The sequence below is a fragment of the Thioprofundum lithotrophicum genome (assembly GCF_055387065.1).
In genome coordinates this window covers 2,353,376-2,370,369 of the sequence record NZ_AP042379.1, presented here as the reverse complement: position 1 = coordinate 2,370,369, position 16,994 = coordinate 2,353,376, and the positions used below count along the sequence as shown (strand labels likewise).

Sequence of the window (16,994 nt, the reverse complement as noted above, 5' to 3'; positions counted from 1 at the left end):
GCTATTTCACCTTCCGGTAGATGGTCTGGCCCAGGAGGCGGAAGCGATCGCTGACCCGGTGCAGGGATTCGGAATGACCGATGAACAGATGCCCCCCGCTGGGCAGGTAGTCGGCGAAACGATCGAACAGCACCCGCTGGGTCTCCTTGCTGAAGTAGATCACCACGTTGCGGCAGAAGATCAGATCGAAGGGCCCGCGCATGGGCCAGCGCTCCATGAGGTTCAGGGTCTTGAAGGTGATGATCTCGCGCAGGGCCGGCGCCATGCGCACCAGGTGGGCCTTGTCCCCCCTGCCCCGGCGCACCCAGCGCCTGAGTCGTTCGCGGCTCAGGCCCTCGACCCGTTCGGCGCGGTAGATGCCTTCCCGGGCGTGACTGACCACGTCGCTGTCGAGATCGGTGGCGAGGATCTTCGCGTCCCAGTCGTCGGGCACCGTTTCGCGCACCACCATGGCGATGGAATAGGGCTCCTCGCCGGTGGAACAGCCGGCCGACCAGATCCGCAGGCGCCGCTGGCGCTTCTCGCGCAGCAGGGCCGGCAGGAGAGTCTGCTGCAGATAGTCGAAATGGTGGGCCTCGCGGAAGAAGGCGGTGAGATTGGTGGTCAGGGCATTGGTGAAGGCCACCATCTCCTCGGCGTCGCCGTCCAGCAGGCGGGCCAGGTAGTCGCCGAAGCTGCGCAGGCCCAGGGCCCGCAGGCGGCGGGCCAGACGGCCATAGACCATGTCGCGCTTGGCGTCGGAGAGCACGATGCCGGTGCGCTCGCCGACCAGGCGGCGGATGGTCTCGAACTCGGCGTCACCGAGCTCGAACTCCCGTTCGCGCCCGGCCGCCGCCGCTGCCGAGGTGGCCATCTAGAACTCTTCCCACTCGTCGTCGTCCTCGACCGGGTTGGCGTGCGGCGCCGGACGGGGCCGGGCGGGCGGCTCGCCCGCGGCCGGCGGCGCGGCGGCAGGCGCGCCGCTCGAGGCCCCGGCGCCGGCGGAGGCGGCCGTGCTGGGCGGCGCGGCGAACTGTTCGTCACCGGTCTTGAAGAAGCGCACCAGCTCCATGAGCTGCCGGGCCTGCTCTTCCATCGACTCGGAGGCCGCCGCCGCCTCTTCCACCAGCGCGGCGTTCTGCTGGGTCATCTCGTCCATCTGCGAGACGGCCTTGTTGACTTCCTCGATGCCGCTGGACTGTTCCTGGCTGGCGGCGGCGATCTCGGCGATGATGTCGCTGACCTTGCGCACCGCCTCGACGATTTCGTTCAGGGTGCGGCCCGATTCGTCCACCAGCTTGGAACCTTCCTCGACCTTGTCCACGCTGTCGCTGATCAGGGCCTTGATCTCCTTGGCGGCCCCCGCGGACCGCTGGGCCAGGTTGCGTACCTCGCCGGCCACCACCGCGAAGCCGCGTCCCTGCTCGCCGGCGCGCGCCGCTTCCACCGCGGCGTTGAGGGCCAGCAGGTTGGTCTGGAAGGCGATTTCGTCGATCACGCCGATGATGTCGGCGATCTTGCGGCTCGACTGGTTGATGTCGGCCATCGCTTCCACGGCCTTGTTGACCACTTCGCCGCCCTTGCTGGCCTGTTCGCTGGCCGCGGCGGCAAGCTGGTTGGCCTGGCGGGCATTGTCGGCGTTCTGGCGCACGGTGGAGGTCATCTGCTCCATGCTCGAGGCGGTCTCCTCGAGACTGGACGCCTGTTCCTCGGTGCGCTGGCTGAGATCCTGGTTGCCGCGCGAGATTTCGCCGGCGCTGGCGGTGATGCTGCCGGCCGCCGTGATGATCTGCCCCACCATGCCCTTGAGGTTGTTGATGGAGCTGTTGATGGCATCCTGCAGTTCGGTGAACTCGCCCTGGAACTCGCCGTCCATGACGCGGGTCAGATCGCCCTCGGCCAGCCGCTTGAGGGCTTCCTTGCCGGCCTGCACCGGCTCGACGATGGCATCCATCAGCCGGTTGATGCTCACGGCCAGCTCCTGCATGAAGCCCTGGTAGTTGTCGGCCTCCAGCCGTTCGTCGAGACGCCCTTCGATGGCGGCGTTGATCAGCCGTTCGATGGCCTGCTCGGCCTGGCGCTGTTCGGTGAGATCCTTCCATTCCACCATGTTGCCCATGTAGTTGCCGTCGGCATCGGTGACCATGGTGGCATTGACCTCGAAATCGAGATCGCCGACCTGGATGGCCGCGCGATACGGCAGGCGCGCCGGATCGGACAGCAGCGCCCGCTGGTGTTCGGGGTGCTTGTGGAACTGGTCGATGTTCTGACCCACCAGGTTGCGCGGATCCAGGCTCGGCCAGGTCTTGCGCAGCTCGGGCAGGCGGTTCTCCAGCATCTGCACCACGGCCGGGTTGGCGTAGGTGATGTTCAGGTTCTCGTCACAGAGCATGATGTTGGTGGTGGCGCCGTCGATGGCCGACTTGAGGCGCATCACCTCCAGCTCCGAGGCGCGCTTCTCGGTCACGTCGTCCCATTCGAGGGTGTTGCCGATGTAGTTGCCGTCCAGATCGTGGATGGCGCCGACCCGGATGTGGAACACCAGCGGGCCCACCTGGATGTCGGTCTCGTAGGGCAGGTTGGCCGGATCCGACAGCAGCCGGCGCTGGTGTTCCGGGTGCTTGTGGAAGATGTCGATGCAGGTGCCGACGATGGCATCGGCATCGAAGGCCGGGTAGAGGCTCTTGAGCGTTGCCTCGTGGGACTTGAGCAGATCCCGGGTGGTGTCGTTGATGTAGGTGATCACCAGATCCCGGTCGATCATCATGAATGCGGTCTGGGCGCTGTCGAGCGCCCGCTGCAGGCGGAAGGCTTCCTCTTCCTTGCGCCGGCGCTCGGTGTTGTCGTGCCACTGCACCACGTAACCGAGGCGGTTGCCTTCGGCATCGGCCAGCACCCGCGTTTCGTGCTCGAAGAGGAAGGGACCCGGCGTGATCACGCCCTTGCGCACCTCGCCCGGTTGCAGGGCATGCAGGATGCGCTTGATGGCCTCCGGATCCTTGTGATAGCGGTGGATGCTGCCGCCGAGCACCATCTCGGCCTTGAAGCCGGGCAGGTATTTGGCCAGCTCGTCTTCCAGTTCGGTCAGCACCTCGCGGGCCTGCCGGTTGACGAACACGATGTTCTCGTCGGCATCGGCAATCATGATGTTGATGGGCGCGTGTTCGAGGATCTGCTTGAGCACCTCGATGTCGCCGAGTATTTCGCCGCCCTGCGCGGCCGCAGCCGTTGCTGTCATGGGCATGGGTTCGTCCTCCTTTTCGTAGGCGCCGATCATGGTCTCGGCGATCAGGTTCAGTGCGTCCCGCCAGGCCTTCTGCACGGGACGGGTCCAGGCGCGGCCGGCGGCCTCGCCCATCACGTCGAGCAGGGTGTCGGCCACGGCGGCATAGTGTTCGGGCCGGGCGCCATAGCCCTGGTGGCGCGCGCCCATCTCCCGCAGGGCCTTGACCAGGGCGTCGGGCTTGCGCAGGTTGGCGGCCACCAGTTTCAGGGCGCCCGCCAGTTTCTGCTGCTGACGCGCCCGGCTCGTGTTGGCGAACAGCGGTTTGACTTCGGGATGGCGGGCGAACAGCTCTTCGTAGAAGCGGCTCACCACCGTCTCCAGTTTGGGCTCGAGTTTGGCGAAGCTCTTCTCCAGGGTCTCCACGTCGAGCGGCAGGCCGTCCCCGGTCGGGGCCTTGCGAACGGCCTTGCGCTTCGTGGTGCGCCGGGTGGCGGTGGGCGCCGGTTCGTCGGCCGGCGGCGCCTCCTCGTTCATCCAGGCCAGCGGGTCGAAGCCCAGTTTCTGTTTCTTGGCAGTCATGTTCGCTCCTTGGAAAGAAAGTCAGCCGCCGGAGAAGGAAATCCCGGCCAGGATCTCGTCCAGCATGCAACAACGGCTCGCCGCCACCCGGGCCCGCCAGGGCCACTCGGGGGCGCGGCGCTTGCGCGGGCGCGTCAGGCGGCGCCGGGCCTTGTCCGGTTCAGGGGCGGCGCGTTCAGGCATGGCAAGGCGCCTCGCTGGTCATGGTCTGTCCCTGCCAGAGATCCTCGGCCAGCGCCTGGTAATCCCGGGCACCGTGGCTGCGGGCCTGGTATTCGAAAATGGTCTGGCCGAAGCCGGGGCTTTCGGCCAGCGCGACCGATTCGCGGATCGGCGTGCGCAGGACCTGGTCAGGGAAATAGCCCAGAAGCTTGTCGCGCACCTCGCGGGCCAGGCGCCGCCGCGCGTGGAAGCGGGTGAGCACCACCCACTTGCGGATCTCCCGATTCAGGGTGGACTCGATGTGTTCGAAGATGGCCATCAGCCGCGCCAGGCCCTGCAGGGAGAAGAAATCGCCGGCCACCGGGATCAACACCTCGCGGCAGGCCAGCAGGGCGTTCATGCCCAGGATCCCCGACGAAGGCGGGCAGTCGATCAGCACGGCATCGTAGTGCGCGGCGCCATCCAGTGCCTCGCGCAGCAGGAATCCGCGCCGCGCGCCGCCTTCCTGCAGGTGTTCCAGTTCCCCCAGACGGCTGCCGGCAGGCAGGAGATCGAGCCGTTCGCGCACCGGCAGGACCCGTTCGGCCAGCGCCGCTTCGCCCAGCATCAGGCTGTCGACCCCGGCCTGTTCGTGCTGCAGGGCACCGAAGCCGGCGGTGAGATGGGCCTGGGGATCGAGATCGATGGCCAGCACGCGCCGCCCCTGGCGGGCCAGGGCGTGGGCCAGGTTGAGGGTGGTGGTGGTCTTGCCCACCCCGCCCTTCTGGTTGATTACGGCCAGCATGCGCATGATCCCCTGCCGTTCACTCGCCCAGGCTGTCCATCACCGCCAGTTCGCGGGAATTGAGCAGCCGATCCACGTCCAGCACGATGACCATCTTGTCCTCGACGCCGGCCAGGCCGGTGATGAACTCGCTCTCCACCGCGCCGCCGAAATCGGGCGCCGGGCGGATCCGGTCCTCGGGCAGGTTGTACACGTCGGAGACGGCGTCCACCACGATCCCCATGATGCGCGTGCGGCTGCCGCTCTCCACCCGCAGCACGATGACCACCGTGAGCGGGCCGTACTCGAGTGGCGGCAGGCCGAAACGCAGGCGCATGTCGATCACCGGCACGATGGTGCCGCGCAGGTTGATCACGCCGCGGATGTAGTCGGGAGTGTTGGGGATGCCGGTCACCGAATCCCAGCCCTTGATCTCCTGCACGCGCAGGATGTCCACGCCGTATTCCTCGTCGGCCAAGGTGAAGGTCAGCACCTGGTCTTCGCTGCCGTCGCCCACCTCGCCGGTGAGAGCCGAATCGATCTGCATGGCGTCCATCATGAACCGTCTCTCCTCAGGCCGCCCGGCTGGCGTCACTGCGCCGGCCCCGCGTGCGTGACAGGCCGATGAGGCCGGTGATGTCGAGAATCAGCGCCACCGTGCCGTCGCCCAGGATGGTGGCGCCGGAGATGCCATCCACCTTTCGGAAGTTGGTTTCCAGGCTCTTGATCACCACCTGCTGCTGGCCGAGCAGGTCGTCCACGAACAGGGCGATCTTGCTGCCTTCGCCCTCCACCACCACCAGCAGGCCGTCTTCCAGGCGGCGGGCATCGGCCTGCACGCCGAACACCTCGGCCAGGTGGACGATGGGAATGTATTCGTCGCGCAGGCAGTAGACCTGTGCCGCGCCGGTGACCGACTTGACGGCCTCCGGCTCCACCTGCAGCGATTCGATGATGGCGATCAGCGGCACGATGTAGATTTCCTTGCCCACCCGCACGCTCTGGCCGTCGAGGATCGCCAGGGTCAGCGGCAGGCGGATGGTGAAGGTGGAACCCTGTCCCGGCTCGCTGTGCACCTCCACCGTGCCGCCGAGGGCGCGGATGTTCTTGCGCACCACGTCCATGCCCACTCCGCGGCCCGAGACGTCCGAGACCACCTCGGCGGTGGAGAAGCCGGGGGCGAAGATCAGATCGTGGATCTGCTCGTCACTGAGGTGCTCGTCCGGCGCCACCAGGCCGTTCTCAATGGCCTTGGCCAGGATCCGATCCCGGTTGAGGCCGGCGCCGTCGTCGCGGATCTCGATGACGATGTTGCCGCCTTCGTGGAAGGCATTGAGGTGGATGATGCCCGTTTCCGGCTTGCCCGCCGCGCGCCGCTGCTCGGGGGTTTCGATGCCGTGATCGAGCGAGTTGCGCACCAGATGCACCAGCGGATCGCCGATCTTCTCCATGACCGTCTTGTCCAGTTCCGTCTGTTCGCCGGACAGTTGCAGCTCCACCTGCTTGCCCAGCTTGGCGCCCAGGTCGTGGACCAGCCGCGGAAAGCGCTGGAAGGCGAAGCTGATGGGCAGCATGCGGATGCGCATGACGTTTTCCTGCAGCTCGCGGGTATTGCGTTCGAGCTGGGCCAGGCCGTCGCGCAGGCGCTCGATGTGCTCCGGCCCGAACTGTTCCGCTTCGCCGAGCTGACTGAGCATGGACTGGGTGATCACCAGCTCGCCCATCATGTTGATGAGTTCGTCGATCTTGTCGATGGCCACGCGGATGGAGCTGGCCTCGGCCGGTCGCGCCGGCTTCTTTGCCGGGGCGGACGCCGCCGGGGCGTCGGCCTTCGCCGCCGGCGATGGCGTAGCGGCGGCGGTCTCGGCCGGTGCCGAAGGCGTTTCGGGCGGCGCCGAATCGAGCGGGGTGATGGTCAGGTCGCAGTCGCCCTCCACCCAGTCGAACACTTCGTCCACCGCCTCCCGGGCCACGTCGCCGCGCAGGGTGAGCGTCCAGCCGAGATAACAGTCCTCCGGGGCGAGGTTGGCCAGGGCCGGGAGGGCGTCGGTGTCGACCTCCACCTCGAGGTCGCCCAGCTCGGCCAGTTCGCGGAACATGCGCACCGGATCGTTGCCGGTCTGCAGCAGGTGGGGATGGGGGCGGAAGCGGATCCGCCAGCCTGCCGCCGGGGCGCCGGGAGCCGCTTCGGTGGCGGCGGACGCGGCATCCCCGCCTTCGGCGGCGCCGAGCACGGCTTCGAGCTTCTGCCGGGAGGCGGCCACGGGGGCCGGATCCGGTTCCTCGCCGGCGCGCAGGGCGGTGAGCATGTCACGCAGCACGTCGACCGATTCGAGCAGCGGCGCGATGATCTCCGGGGTGACGGCACGGCGGCCGTCGCGCATCTCGTCGAGCAGGGTTTCCAGCACGTGGGTGTATTCGGCCACGCTGTCGAGGCCGAAGGTTCCGCTGCCGCCCTTGATGGAATGGGCGGCGCGGAAGATGCTATTGATGGTTTCCGGATCGTGGTTGCCCGATTCCAGATTGAGGAGCTCCTGCTCCATGGTCTCCAGGCCTTCGAAACTCTCCTCGTAGAAGGTGTCGAGAAACTGGGAAAGGTCGATGCTCATGGGGCGCCTCCCTGGCGATCGGCGTTCAGCCCAGCACCTTGCGGATGGTGGCCAGCAACTGATCGGGATTGAAGGGTTTGACGATCCAGCCGGTGGCCCCGGCCTGCTTGCCTTCCTGTTTCTTGTCAGCCGTGCTTTCGGTGGTGAGCATCAGGATCGGCGTGAACTTGAAGGCCGGCAGGCTGCGCAGCTCCCGGATCAGGGTGATCCCGTCCATGTTGGGCATGTTCACGTCGGAGATCACCAGGTCGAAGCGCTTGCCTTTCGCCTTGTTCAGGGCATCGACGCCATCGGTGGCTTCCACCACGTCGTGCCCGGCGCCCTTGAGGGTGAAGGCGACCATCTGTCGCATGGAGGCGGAATCGTCAACTGCCAGAATCGTAGCCATGGTTTCGTCTCGCTTGGAAGGTTCAGGAGTTCGGGGGTTCGGGAAGTTGCAGCACATCGGCCAGCGCCAGACGCGCCGCCGCCTCGTGCAGCCCGCGGGAGGTCTCCGCCCACTGCACGGGAATGTTCCGGCTGACCGCATCCAGGCAGCAGGCGGCCAGCAACTGCAGGCCGGCGGTGTCGATGCGCTCCAGGTCCGCGGCGCGCAGTTCCAGCGCTGTACCGGCATCGAGGGCCTCGCACAGCTGGCGGTGGAAGTCCGCGACGGCGGCGATGTCCAGCGTCGGCGGACATTGAATCGGCGTGCTCTCGGCCATGTCGTTTCCTGTCGTGCTGCCACCGTGACGCGGGTGGCTTTCCCTATCCATCGGCCGCGATCCGCGGGGCTTTAGGCAGGTGGATGGAAAAATTCATGACGATGTTGCCGTCACTTCCATCAGAAACTCGCCGGCTCCGCTGCGCTTGAGCCGGCCTACCTTGTGCACCGGCCGGTAAATATCGGTGGCACAACCGCCATTTCGGTTTGTCACGAAACATATCAGGGCTGGTGGCCATGTTTGTCTGACGGCAATCCGACAGGGTTTTTCACGAAGATTCGATTTGGCGCCGGTCAAGACAGCCGGTCATACATAGGTATCGAGCAATCCCCGCCCCCGGCGCACCGGCAACGCGCTCACCTCCCCCACCGCGTCGATGGCCCCTTCCTCATCGCCCGGGCCGCCGGCACCAGCCATGGCCTGGCCGCCGGCCTCTTCCCGGGCCGCCTGCTGCTGGAAGGATTCCTGCGAGACGTTCACGTCACCCAGGTTGAGACCGGCTTCGGCGAACATCTCCCGCAGGCGGGGGGTCGCCGCTTCCAGGGCGTCACGCACGTGAGGGTTGTGGGTGACGAAGTGGACGGTGGCATGGTCCTTGTTGACCATCACCTTCACGTCGAGGCTGCCCAGTTCCGGCGGATCGAGGCGGATCTCTGCCGATTGCAGTTGCTGGCCCACCATCCAGTGCAGCCGTTCGCCGACGGCCTGGCTCCATTGGGGGTGCTGCGGCGGCACGGTGATGGCCGGCGCCTGGGGCAGGGCCCGATCGCCACCGGCGAGCGCATGGGCCGGCAGGGGGGCGAGCGCGGCCATGTCGGCGCGGTGGCCGTGGTTCGTGGCCATGGCGCCCTGCACGTCGGCCGGATTGGCGGCCAGGATTTCGAGGCGGCGGGCGAAGGCCGGATCGCGCATCGGCACGCTGCCATCGTCGCCCTGCAGGCGGGTCCGGGCGGCCAGCAGTTGCACATGGGCCTGGGTGGTGTCGTTTGCGCCCTCGCCTTCCACGGCGGCCAGCAGCAGGGAGGGCGGCGGGGCGTTCCCGGCGGCGGGCGCCGGCGTGGGAGTAGCCGGCTCACCGACCAGGAAGAAGCCGTTCCAGGCCAAGGGCAGGCCGCCATCGTCCGGCAGATCCTTGCCGGGTTGCGGCAAGGGGGCCAGTGGATTTGCCGCCGCCGTCAGCGGCAGCATTTCGAGCATCGTTCCCTCGGGCGCCGCCAGCGCGGCGTCGAGCAGCCCCTCGAAAGGCGGACGCTCGGCACCACCCGGCGCCGCGCCATCCGGCGATGCCGGCACGGCGCTGTTCCCACTGGCGTTCGACGGCGCGGTCGGGGAGGCCGGAGGTGTCTGGGGTACGGGAAGAGAGTCGGACATGTTGCCTCGCAGGTTTCGATGGAACTCTGCGGGGTGATTTGCAAGGGATATGCCAGGTTTAAATGGCTCAAAATTGTTTTGACACGATTTTTTGTAGGAGCGGTGCGAACCGCGAAAACGCAATTCATCGCGGCTCGCGCCGCTCCTACAGGATGGAAGCTTCAAATTTCGGTCAAGACAATGATGAGACAGTTAACAAGGGAAAGGTGCAAGATGAAAGGGAAAAGAACCGCGGCTTCAGGTGATGGATTCCGCTTAGCCTTTTCGCTTCCGCGCATAGCGGCCGGTGGTCTGATCGTCTTCGAGTTTCTGTTCGCGGCGGCGGGCCTGGCGCTGTTCATCGACGCGAAAGCGTTCCACGGTCTTTTGCAGGATGCGCTGCTCGCGATGGCAGTTTTCCCAGTGGCGGGTTTCCCGTTCGCAATCGAGGCGGCAGCTTTCGATCTGTTCCTGTTGCTGCCCGATGGCGACATCGAGCTGGCTGAGGAACTGGTGGAAGGATTGCAGGCGCCGCCCGTCCAGGCCCTGCTGGCCGCTTTGCTGAAGCTGGCGGCAGTATTCCTCGCGAAAGCGGCGCAGCTCGAGCAGGCGTTGCTCGGCCTCGGCCAGCTTGCGCCGGGCCAGACCCAGCTGTTTCGCCGCGGTTTCTTCCTTGCGTTCGACCAGCTTTTGCAGGGGCTGGAAGCGTTGGCTGCGGGGTTTGCGGGCCATCGTATCGGTCACCTCGTGCATTCAGTCATGGTAAGGCATGCCATCACGATGCGGAGGACGAGGCGTTGGCGGCCGAGCCCGTCACGGCGCGCAGCGCCGCCAGGCAGTCTTCCCAAGTGGCCGCCTCGTTCAGATCCTGGCGCAGGAAGCGTTCCAGTTCGGGATAGCGGTTGATGGCCTCGTCCACCCGGCTGTCGCTGCCGGGGGTGTAGGCGCCCACGGTGATCAGATCGCGGTTCTGCTGGTAGAGCGAATACCATTGCTTGAACTGCTGGACCATGGCCACGTGTTCGGGGGTGGCGATCTCGTTGAGGGTGCGGCTGATGGAGGCTTCGATGTCGATGGCCGGGTAGTGGCCCGCTTCGGCCAGCTCCCGCGACAGGACCACGTGGCCGTCGAGGATCGCCCGCGCGGCGTCGGCCACCGGATCCTGCTGATCGTCGCCTTCGGTGAGCACCGTGTAGAACGCCGTGATCGAACCGCCGCCGGGCGGGCCGTTGCCGGCCCGTTCCACCAGTTGCGGCAGTCGGGCGAACACCGAAGGCGGATAGCCCCGGGTGACCGGCGGCTCGCCGATGGCCAGAGCGATTTCGCGCTGGGCCTGGGCGAAGCGGGTCAGGGAGTCCATCAGCAGCAGCACCTGGCGGCCCTGGTCGCGGAAGTATTCGGCGATGGCGGTGGCCTGGTAGGCGCCGTGCATGCGCATCACCGGCGGTTGATCCGCGGGCACGGCCACCACCACCGCCCGCTGCATGCCTTCCTCGCCCAGGATGTTCTCGATGAACTCCTTGACCTCGCGGCCGCGCTCGCCGATGAGCCCCACCACGATCACGTCGGCGGTGGTGTAACGGGTCATCATGCCGAGCAGGACGCTCTTGCCCACCCCGCTGCCGGCGAACAGGCCCATGCGCTGCCCGCGGCCGACACTGAGCAGGGCGTTGATGGCGCGCACGCCCACGTCGAGCGGCGCGCGGATTGGGGCCCGTTCCATGGGGTTGATGGGTCGTCCGCTCAGGGGGATGCGGTCCTCCAGGTGCAGCGGTCCGTGCCCGTCGAGCGGCCGGCCGGTGCCGTCGATGACCCGTCCCAGCAGGGCTTCGCCCACCGCGGCTTCGTAGACCCGCTGGGTGGGCGTGACCCGGGCGTTGGGCCGGATGCCCTGCACGTTGCCGGTGGGCATGAGAAACAGCCGGTTGCCGTCGAAGCCCACCACTTCCGCTTCGATGTCCCGACCCGCACCGGCTTCCACCAGGCAACGGGCGCCGATCACCGCTTCGCAGCCCACGGCCTCGAAGGTCATGCCCACCATGCGTTCGAGGCGCCCTTCCACCACCAGTTCCGGCACGTGTTGCAGGCGGGCCTCCAGATCGATCAGCGCCTGGCGCCAGCGTTCGCTGCGTTCGGTTTCGGGCCGCTCAGTCATCGGCCCGATCTCCGCCCAGCACGGTGACGATGATCTGGTTCAGGCGCTTTTCGACGCTGGCATCGATGCGCGAGTCTTCTGCCTCCACCTTGCAGCCGCCGCGGGTCAGCAGCGGATCCTCGACGATCTTCCAGCGCAGGGCGTCCTCATCCTCGTCGTGGACCGCCAGGGCCTCGCGCACCAGGGCCGCGTCGTCGGGATGCAGGGTCACGCAGACCTTGCGCGCGCCCACCGGCAGCGCGGCGAGCGCCTCGCGCACCACGGCCACCACCTGGCCCGGATCGGTGCGCAGTTCGCGGCGCACCAGGTGCCGGGCCACGGCCATGGCCAGATGGGCGATCTGCTCCACCACCTGTTCGTCCAGTTCCTCGAGGGGCGTGGTGAGGGTGGAGAGCACCGCATCGAACTGGGCCAGACGGGCCTCCATCAGCCCGCGGGCCTCTTCCACGCCGGCGGCGAAACCGGCTTCCTTGCCTTCGGCGAAACCCTCTTCGCGAGCCTGCTGCTGGATCGCCTCGATCTCCTCGGCGGTAACCGGCGCCGGCAGTTCCTCTTCCGGCTCTTCGCCCACGTTGGGCAGTTCCCAGCGTTCGTAGGCGCTGAGCTGCTCCGGCGCGGGATGATCAGACGAACTCATCGCCGCCTCCGCCCAGCGAGATCTCGCCCGCCTCGGCCATGCGCCGCGCCACGGCCAGGATTTCCTTCTGCGCCGCTTCCACTTCGCTCAGGCGCACCGGGCCCTTGGCCTCCAGATCGTCACGCAGCATCTCGGCGGCGCGCTTGGACATGTTCTTGAGGATCTTTTCCTTCACCGCTTCGTCGGCCCCCTTGAGGGCCACGATCAGGTTCTCGGAGGAGATCTCGCGCAACAGGGCCTGAATGCCGCGGTCGTCCACGTCCACCAGATTGTCGAACACGAACATCAGATCCTGGATGTTCTGGCCCAGCTCTTCGTCGTTCTCCTTGATCTGCTCCATGATCTGCTGCTCGAGGGCGGAATCCACGAAGTTGAGCAGATTGGCCGCCGTCTTCACGCCGCCGAAGCCGGCGGTCTTGATGTTGTCGGAATTGCCGGCGAACTGTTTCTCGAGCATCTCGTCCAGCTCGTTGAGGGCGCTGGGCTGGATGCCGTCGAGGGTGGCGATGCGGATCAGCACGTCGGCGCGCATGTTCTCCGGCAGATAGGCGAGGATCTCGGCCGCCTGATCGCTTTCCAGATAGGAGAGGATGATGGCGATGATCTGGGGATGTTCGAGACGAATGATGTCGGCCACCGCGCGCGGTTCCATCCACTTGAGCGACTCCAGGCCCTTGGCGTTGTGGCCCATGAGGATCCGGTCGATGATGTTGCCGGCCTTGTCCTCACCCAGGGCGCCCACCAGGACCTTGCGCAGGTATTCCTCGTTGCCGATCCCCAGATCGGTCTGCTCGTCCACCTTGTCGCAGAACTCGGCCAAAACCGCGTCCACCGTCTCCCGATCCACGGCGCCGAGCTGGGCCATGGCCTCGCCCACCTTCTGCACCTCCTTGGGCGACATCAGCTTGAGCACTTCGGCTGCATCCTTCTCGCCGAGCGTCATCAGCAGGATGGCCGAGCGTTCGATGCCGGTCAGTTTCTTGGCGTTTTGTGCAGATTCGCTCATCGTCGATACGCTTTGCGTCCATGAAGGGAATGGCGTTTGCCTGATCGTTGCAACAAATCGGTGCAGCAAATCAGGCGCAGTACCCTTTTGTTATCAGGCCGACATGTCGGGCTAAAGCCCGACCTACGGTCGGATTGATTGTAACGATCAGGTTTATGCAAGTGTCAGGTTTACGTTCACCTTGTCATTGCACCATTGTCTTGCCCGAAACCTGAATCGCCCATCCTGTAGGAGCGGCGCGAGCCGCGATGCGTTGTGTTTTCGCGGCTTGCGCCGCTCCTACGAAGAAATCACGTCAAGGCAATCCTGAGACACCCAATACGTGCAATTCCGCTGCTCAGCCATCCTCCAGCCAGCCTTTCACCACCAGGGCCACCCGTTTGGGTTCCTGGCTGGCGAGCTGCTTGGCCATGTTGAGGTTGTCTTCATAGCTCGATGGCTTGGGCAGCCGGCCGGGGCTCTCGCCGGCGGCGGCCGCCGCGCCGTCGTGGCTGAGGGTGAGCTGATCCTCGGGGATCTCCTCGCCGGTTTCGGTCACGTACCGCACCTGGGGTTTGGCCAGGGAGCGCATGACCGGGCGCAGCACGCCGAACAGCAGCCCCAGCACCAGCAGGCCCGCGAGTACCTGACGCACCACGGTGCCAAACCAGGGCTTCTCCCAGATGGCCTCCTCGGGCACCTCCGGCGCCGGTGGCAGGTTGAAGGGCGCGTTGATGACCTTGACCGTGTCACCCCGCAGGGCGTTGAAGCCCACCGCCTCGCGCACCAGTTCGGTGAAGCGTTGCAACTGTTCCTGGGTGTAGGGCTGGGGGACGACCTTGCCTTCCTCGTCGGTGGTGGTGGGCACGTCGAGCACCACGGCCACCGACAGCTTGCGGATCCGCCCCGGCGCCTGACGGGTGTGGCTGATGGTCTTGTCCAGTTCGAAATTGCGGGTGGTACGCTTGATGGAGCGCTTCGGCGGTTCGGGTTTCGTGTTGGCCTCGCCATTGGCGTTGCCATTGGTCGCCTGTTCCGGCGCCGCCGCCGGCCCCGGCGGGGTGTTGGACAGGGCCCCGGGGATCCCGCCTTCCATGATGCCGCCGCTCGAGCTTTCCTCGAACTGCTGCTCGCTGCGCATGGCCGGCAGGTCGGGATTGAAGCGCTCCTGGGTCAGCTCGGTCACGGTGAAGTCGATGTCCGCATTCACCGTGGCGCGCACGCCGTGCAGGCCGACCAGCGGCCCCAGGATGTTCTCGATGCGCTCGGCGTAGGTCTGCTCCAGCTTGCGGGTGTAGTCGAACTGGCTGGCGGTGAGCAACAGATCCCGGTCCCGATCGCCGGACGACAGCAGGCGGCCCTTGTCGTCCACCAGGGTCACTTCCTCGGCGGTGAGGTTGGGCACGCTGGCCGCCACCAGATTGACGATGGCCGTGATCTGCTCCGCGGTGAGCCGGCGGCCGGGCGCCAGCTTGACCATCACCGAGGCGCTGGGCTTGCGCCGGTTGCGCACGAAGGCCGAATCCTTCGGAATCGCCAGATGCACCCGGGCGGTCTGCACCGCGTTGATGGACATGATGGTGCGTGCCAGCTCGCCCTCCTGGGCGCGCTTGTAGCGCACCGACTGCATGAAGGTGGAGGAACCGAAGCCGCTGTCCTTGTCGAGGATCTCGAAGCCCTGGCCCTGGGTGGGCGTGAGGTTCTCGGCGGCCAGCTTGAGCCGGGCGTCGTTGAGCCGATCGGCCGCCACCAGCAGGGCGCCGCTCTCGGCATCCAGCCGGTAGGGAATCCCGGTGGCATCCAGCACCTCGATCATGCGCTGGGCATCGCGGCCGTCCACGCCCGCATACAGGATCCGGTAATCGGGCGACTGGGACCACAGCACCACGGCGATCCCCAGGGCCACGCTCGCCGCCAGCCCCAGCAGCAGCCCCACCTGCCGCACCACCGGCAGGGCCAGCATGCCCTGCAGGCTGGCCGGACCGCCGAGCGGCGCCTGCCCCGGCGCCGGCACGGCGCCGGAAGCAGCCGGCTCCATGGCCGTGGCCTCACCGGCCTTGATCAGATCATCGCTCATGTTGCCTTACCCGATGGTTGCGTGGTGTGTGCGCGTTGCCATGCCTCAGATCTGCATGTTCATGATTTCCTGATAGGCGTTCACCAGCTTGTTGCGCACCTGGATCATGGCCTGGAAGGAAACGTTGGATTTCTGCAGGGCCACCATCACGTCGGCGAGCTGCACGTTGGGATCGCCGTTCTGGAACGCCGTGGTCAGGCGATCGGCTTCCTGCTGGGTCATGTTGACCTTCTCGATGGACTGCTTGAGCAGATCGGCGAAATCGGCCTGGGGCGCGCCTTCGGCAGCGGCCGGTTTCGCGCTCTGGCCCTGGGCGGCCTCGGCCATGGCGCGCATCTGCGCCAGCAGGGCATCGGGACTGATGGTTGCGTTGCTCATGGTCTGCCCTCCAACGGTGTCAAGCCGGTTCCATGCCGTGCAGATCGGGAATCCGGATCCCGGCCTCGCGCATGCGGGCCAGCTTGTAGCGCAGGGTCCGCTGGCTGATGCCGAGCCGCTCGGCGGTGGCCTTGCGGCTGCCATTGACGTCGCGGATGGTCTTGAGGATCACTTCCCATTCCCGCTGCCGCAGATCCGAATTGAGATGGCCGCCGGCCGGGGCCTCGGCCGGCGCGGGGGCCGCCGCCGTGCGCGGCGCGGCCGGCGCGGCGTCGGTTTCGAAATGGAGATCGCCCACGTCCACGGTCTGCCCGCCGGCCAGGATCAGGGCCCGCTGCATGGCATTGTCCAGCTCGCGGATGTTGCCCGGCCAGGGATAGGCCCGCAGGCGTTCGCAGGCGGCCTCGGTGAGCTGCAGGCCCGGGCGCCCGGCCCGCGCCGCGTGTTTCTGCAGCAGGCTGCGGGCGATGGGCACGATGTCGTCCGGCCGTTCCCGCAGGGGCCGGATATGCAGCGGGAATACGTTGAGGCGGTAGTAGAGGTCTTCGCGGAAACGGCCTTCGGCCACCGCCTGCTTCATGTCGCGGTTGGAGGTGGCCAGCACCCGCACGTCCAGTTCGATGGTCTTGCTGCCGCCGAGCCGTTCCACTTCCCGCTCCTGCAACACCCGCAACAGTTTGGCCTGCAGGCCCAGATCCATCTCGGAGATCTCGTCGAGCAGCAGGGTGCCGCCCTGGGCCTGCTCGAACTTGCCGGGGCTGGCCTTGTAGGCACCGGTGTAGGCGCCCTTCTCGTAACCGAACAGGGTGGCCTCGAGCATGTTCTCGGGAATGGCCGCGCAGTTGATGGCTACGAAGGGGCCGTCGGCCCTGGGCGAATGGCCGTGGATGAAGCGCGCCAGCACTTCCTTGCCCACGCCGCTTTCGCCGGTGATGAGCACCGTGGCGTCGCTCTCGGCCACGCGGCGAGCCAGGCGCACCAGCTCCTGGCTGGCCGGGTCCTCGGCCACCATGTCGCGGCCGTCGGTGTCGTTCTGCACGTACTGGCCGACCATGTTGACCAGCACTTCCGCCTCGAAGGGCTTGACCAGGTAGTCCACCGCGCCCTCGCGCATGGCGTCCACCGCCTGGCTGATGGAACCGTAGGCGGTCATCAGCACCACGGGGATGTCGGGATGGTCCTTGCGCACCTGTCGCAGCAGGGCCTGTCCGTCCATCTTCGGCATGTTGATGTCGCTGACGATCAGCGAGATCGCCTCCGTCTCCAGGATCGGCAGGGCCGCCTGGCCGTTGTCGGCCGTGTGGACCCGATAACCGGCCAGGCTCAGGGTTTCCGCCAGGGCTTCGCTCAGTGCGGCGTCGTCTTCGACGACCAGGATGGTGGTTTGCAT

15 protein-coding genes and 2 pseudogenes are annotated in these 16,994 nt (G+C 66.8%); all 17 read right to left on the bottom strand.

Annotated features, from left to right (window positions below):
- Position 1: 1 nt before the first annotated feature.
- The 17 genes and pseudogenes from ACZ5BH_RS11265 to ACZ5BH_RS11185 all read right to left on the bottom strand — a co-directional run bounded on the left by ACZ5BH_RS11265 (position 2) and on the right by ACZ5BH_RS11185 (position 16,994).
- Positions 2 to 853 (bottom strand): CheR family methyltransferase, encoded by an 852-nt coding sequence (locus ACZ5BH_RS11265; protein ID WP_464889362.1) that lies wholly within the window; start codon positions 851 to 853, stop codon positions 2 to 4.
- Positions 854 to 2,794: pseudogene (locus ACZ5BH_RS11260) on the bottom strand (methyl-accepting chemotaxis protein); the annotation flags it as partial.
- 285 nt (positions 2,795 to 3,079) lie between these two features.
- Positions 3,080 to 3,739: pseudogene (locus tag ACZ5BH_RS11255) on the bottom strand (globin domain-containing protein); the annotation flags it as partial.
- Between the two features lie 66 nt (positions 3,740 to 3,805).
- Positions 3,806 to 3,967, bottom strand: coding sequence for a hypothetical protein (locus ACZ5BH_RS11250; protein ID WP_464889361.1), 162 nt, complete (start codon positions 3,965 to 3,967; stop codon positions 3,806 to 3,808).
- Positions 3,960 to 4,736 (bottom strand): ParA family protein, encoded by a 777-nt coding sequence (locus ACZ5BH_RS11245; protein WP_464889360.1) that lies wholly within the window; start codon positions 4,734 to 4,736, stop codon positions 3,960 to 3,962. Before ACZ5BH_RS11245 ends, ACZ5BH_RS11250 begins: the two co-directional genes overlap by 8 nt.
- A 13-nt stretch (positions 4,737 to 4,749) precedes the next feature.
- Positions 4,750 to 5,265, bottom strand: a complete 516-nt coding sequence (locus ACZ5BH_RS11240) for a chemotaxis protein CheW (RefSeq protein WP_464891215.1) — start codon at positions 5,263 to 5,265, stop codon at positions 4,750 to 4,752.
- Positions 5,266 to 5,281: 16 nt separating this feature from the next.
- Positions 5,282 to 7,318: a chemotaxis protein CheA gene (locus tag ACZ5BH_RS11235; RefSeq protein WP_464889359.1), complete on the bottom strand. Its 2,037-nt coding sequence runs from the start codon at positions 7,316 to 7,318 to the stop codon at positions 5,282 to 5,284.
- 25 nt (positions 7,319 to 7,343) lie between these two features.
- Positions 7,344 to 7,706, bottom strand: coding sequence for a response regulator (locus ACZ5BH_RS11230; protein WP_464889358.1), 363 nt, complete (start codon positions 7,704 to 7,706; stop codon positions 7,344 to 7,346).
- A 22-nt stretch (positions 7,707 to 7,728) separates the two neighbouring features.
- Positions 7,729 to 8,022, bottom strand: a complete 294-nt coding sequence (locus ACZ5BH_RS11225; RefSeq protein ID WP_464889357.1) for an STAS domain-containing protein — start codon at positions 8,020 to 8,022, stop codon at positions 7,729 to 7,731.
- Between the two features lie 306 nt (positions 8,023 to 8,328).
- The gene (locus ACZ5BH_RS11220) at positions 8,329 to 9,315 is read right to left on the bottom strand and encodes a flagellar hook-length control protein FliK (RefSeq protein ID WP_464889356.1); all 987 of its coding nucleotides are present in this window, start codon (positions 9,313 to 9,315) and stop codon (positions 8,329 to 8,331) included.
- A 333-nt stretch (positions 9,316 to 9,648) separates the two neighbouring features.
- Positions 9,649 to 10,104 carry a flagellar export protein FliJ gene (gene fliJ / locus ACZ5BH_RS11215; RefSeq protein WP_464889355.1) on the bottom strand — a complete coding sequence of 152 codons (456 nt, stop codon included), beginning with the start codon at positions 10,102 to 10,104 and terminating at the stop codon, positions 9,649 to 9,651.
- Positions 10,105 to 10,147: 43 nt separating this feature from the next.
- A complete protein-coding gene (gene fliI, locus ACZ5BH_RS11210) occupies positions 10,148 to 11,527 on the bottom strand; it encodes a flagellar protein export ATPase FliI (RefSeq protein ID WP_464889354.1) in 1,380 nt (459 codons plus the stop codon).
- Positions 11,520 to 12,164: a flagellar assembly protein FliH gene (locus ACZ5BH_RS11205; protein WP_464889353.1), complete on the bottom strand. Its 645-nt coding sequence runs from the start codon at positions 12,162 to 12,164 to the stop codon at positions 11,520 to 11,522. Before ACZ5BH_RS11205 ends, fliI begins: the two co-directional genes overlap by 8 nt.
- Complete coding sequence (gene fliG / locus ACZ5BH_RS11200) at positions 12,151 to 13,170, bottom strand: flagellar motor switch protein FliG (protein WP_464889352.1); 1,020 nt, start codon at positions 13,168 to 13,170, stop codon at positions 12,151 to 12,153. The genes ACZ5BH_RS11205 and fliG overlap by 14 nt, the downstream gene beginning before the upstream one ends.
- Positions 13,171 to 13,507: 337 nt before the next feature.
- Positions 13,508 to 15,226: a flagellar basal-body MS-ring/collar protein FliF gene (fliF, locus tag ACZ5BH_RS11195; RefSeq protein WP_464889351.1), complete on the bottom strand. Its 1,719-nt coding sequence runs from the start codon at positions 15,224 to 15,226 to the stop codon at positions 13,508 to 13,510.
- A gap of 45 nt (positions 15,227 to 15,271) precedes the next feature.
- Positions 15,272 to 15,604: a flagellar hook-basal body complex protein FliE gene (gene fliE / locus ACZ5BH_RS11190; protein ID WP_464889350.1), complete on the bottom strand. Its 333-nt coding sequence runs from the start codon at positions 15,602 to 15,604 to the stop codon at positions 15,272 to 15,274.
- Positions 15,605 to 15,623: 19 nt separating this feature from the next.
- Positions 15,624 to 16,994 (bottom strand): sigma-54-dependent transcriptional regulator, encoded by a 1,371-nt coding sequence (locus ACZ5BH_RS11185; protein ID WP_464889349.1) that lies wholly within the window; start codon positions 16,992 to 16,994, stop codon positions 15,624 to 15,626.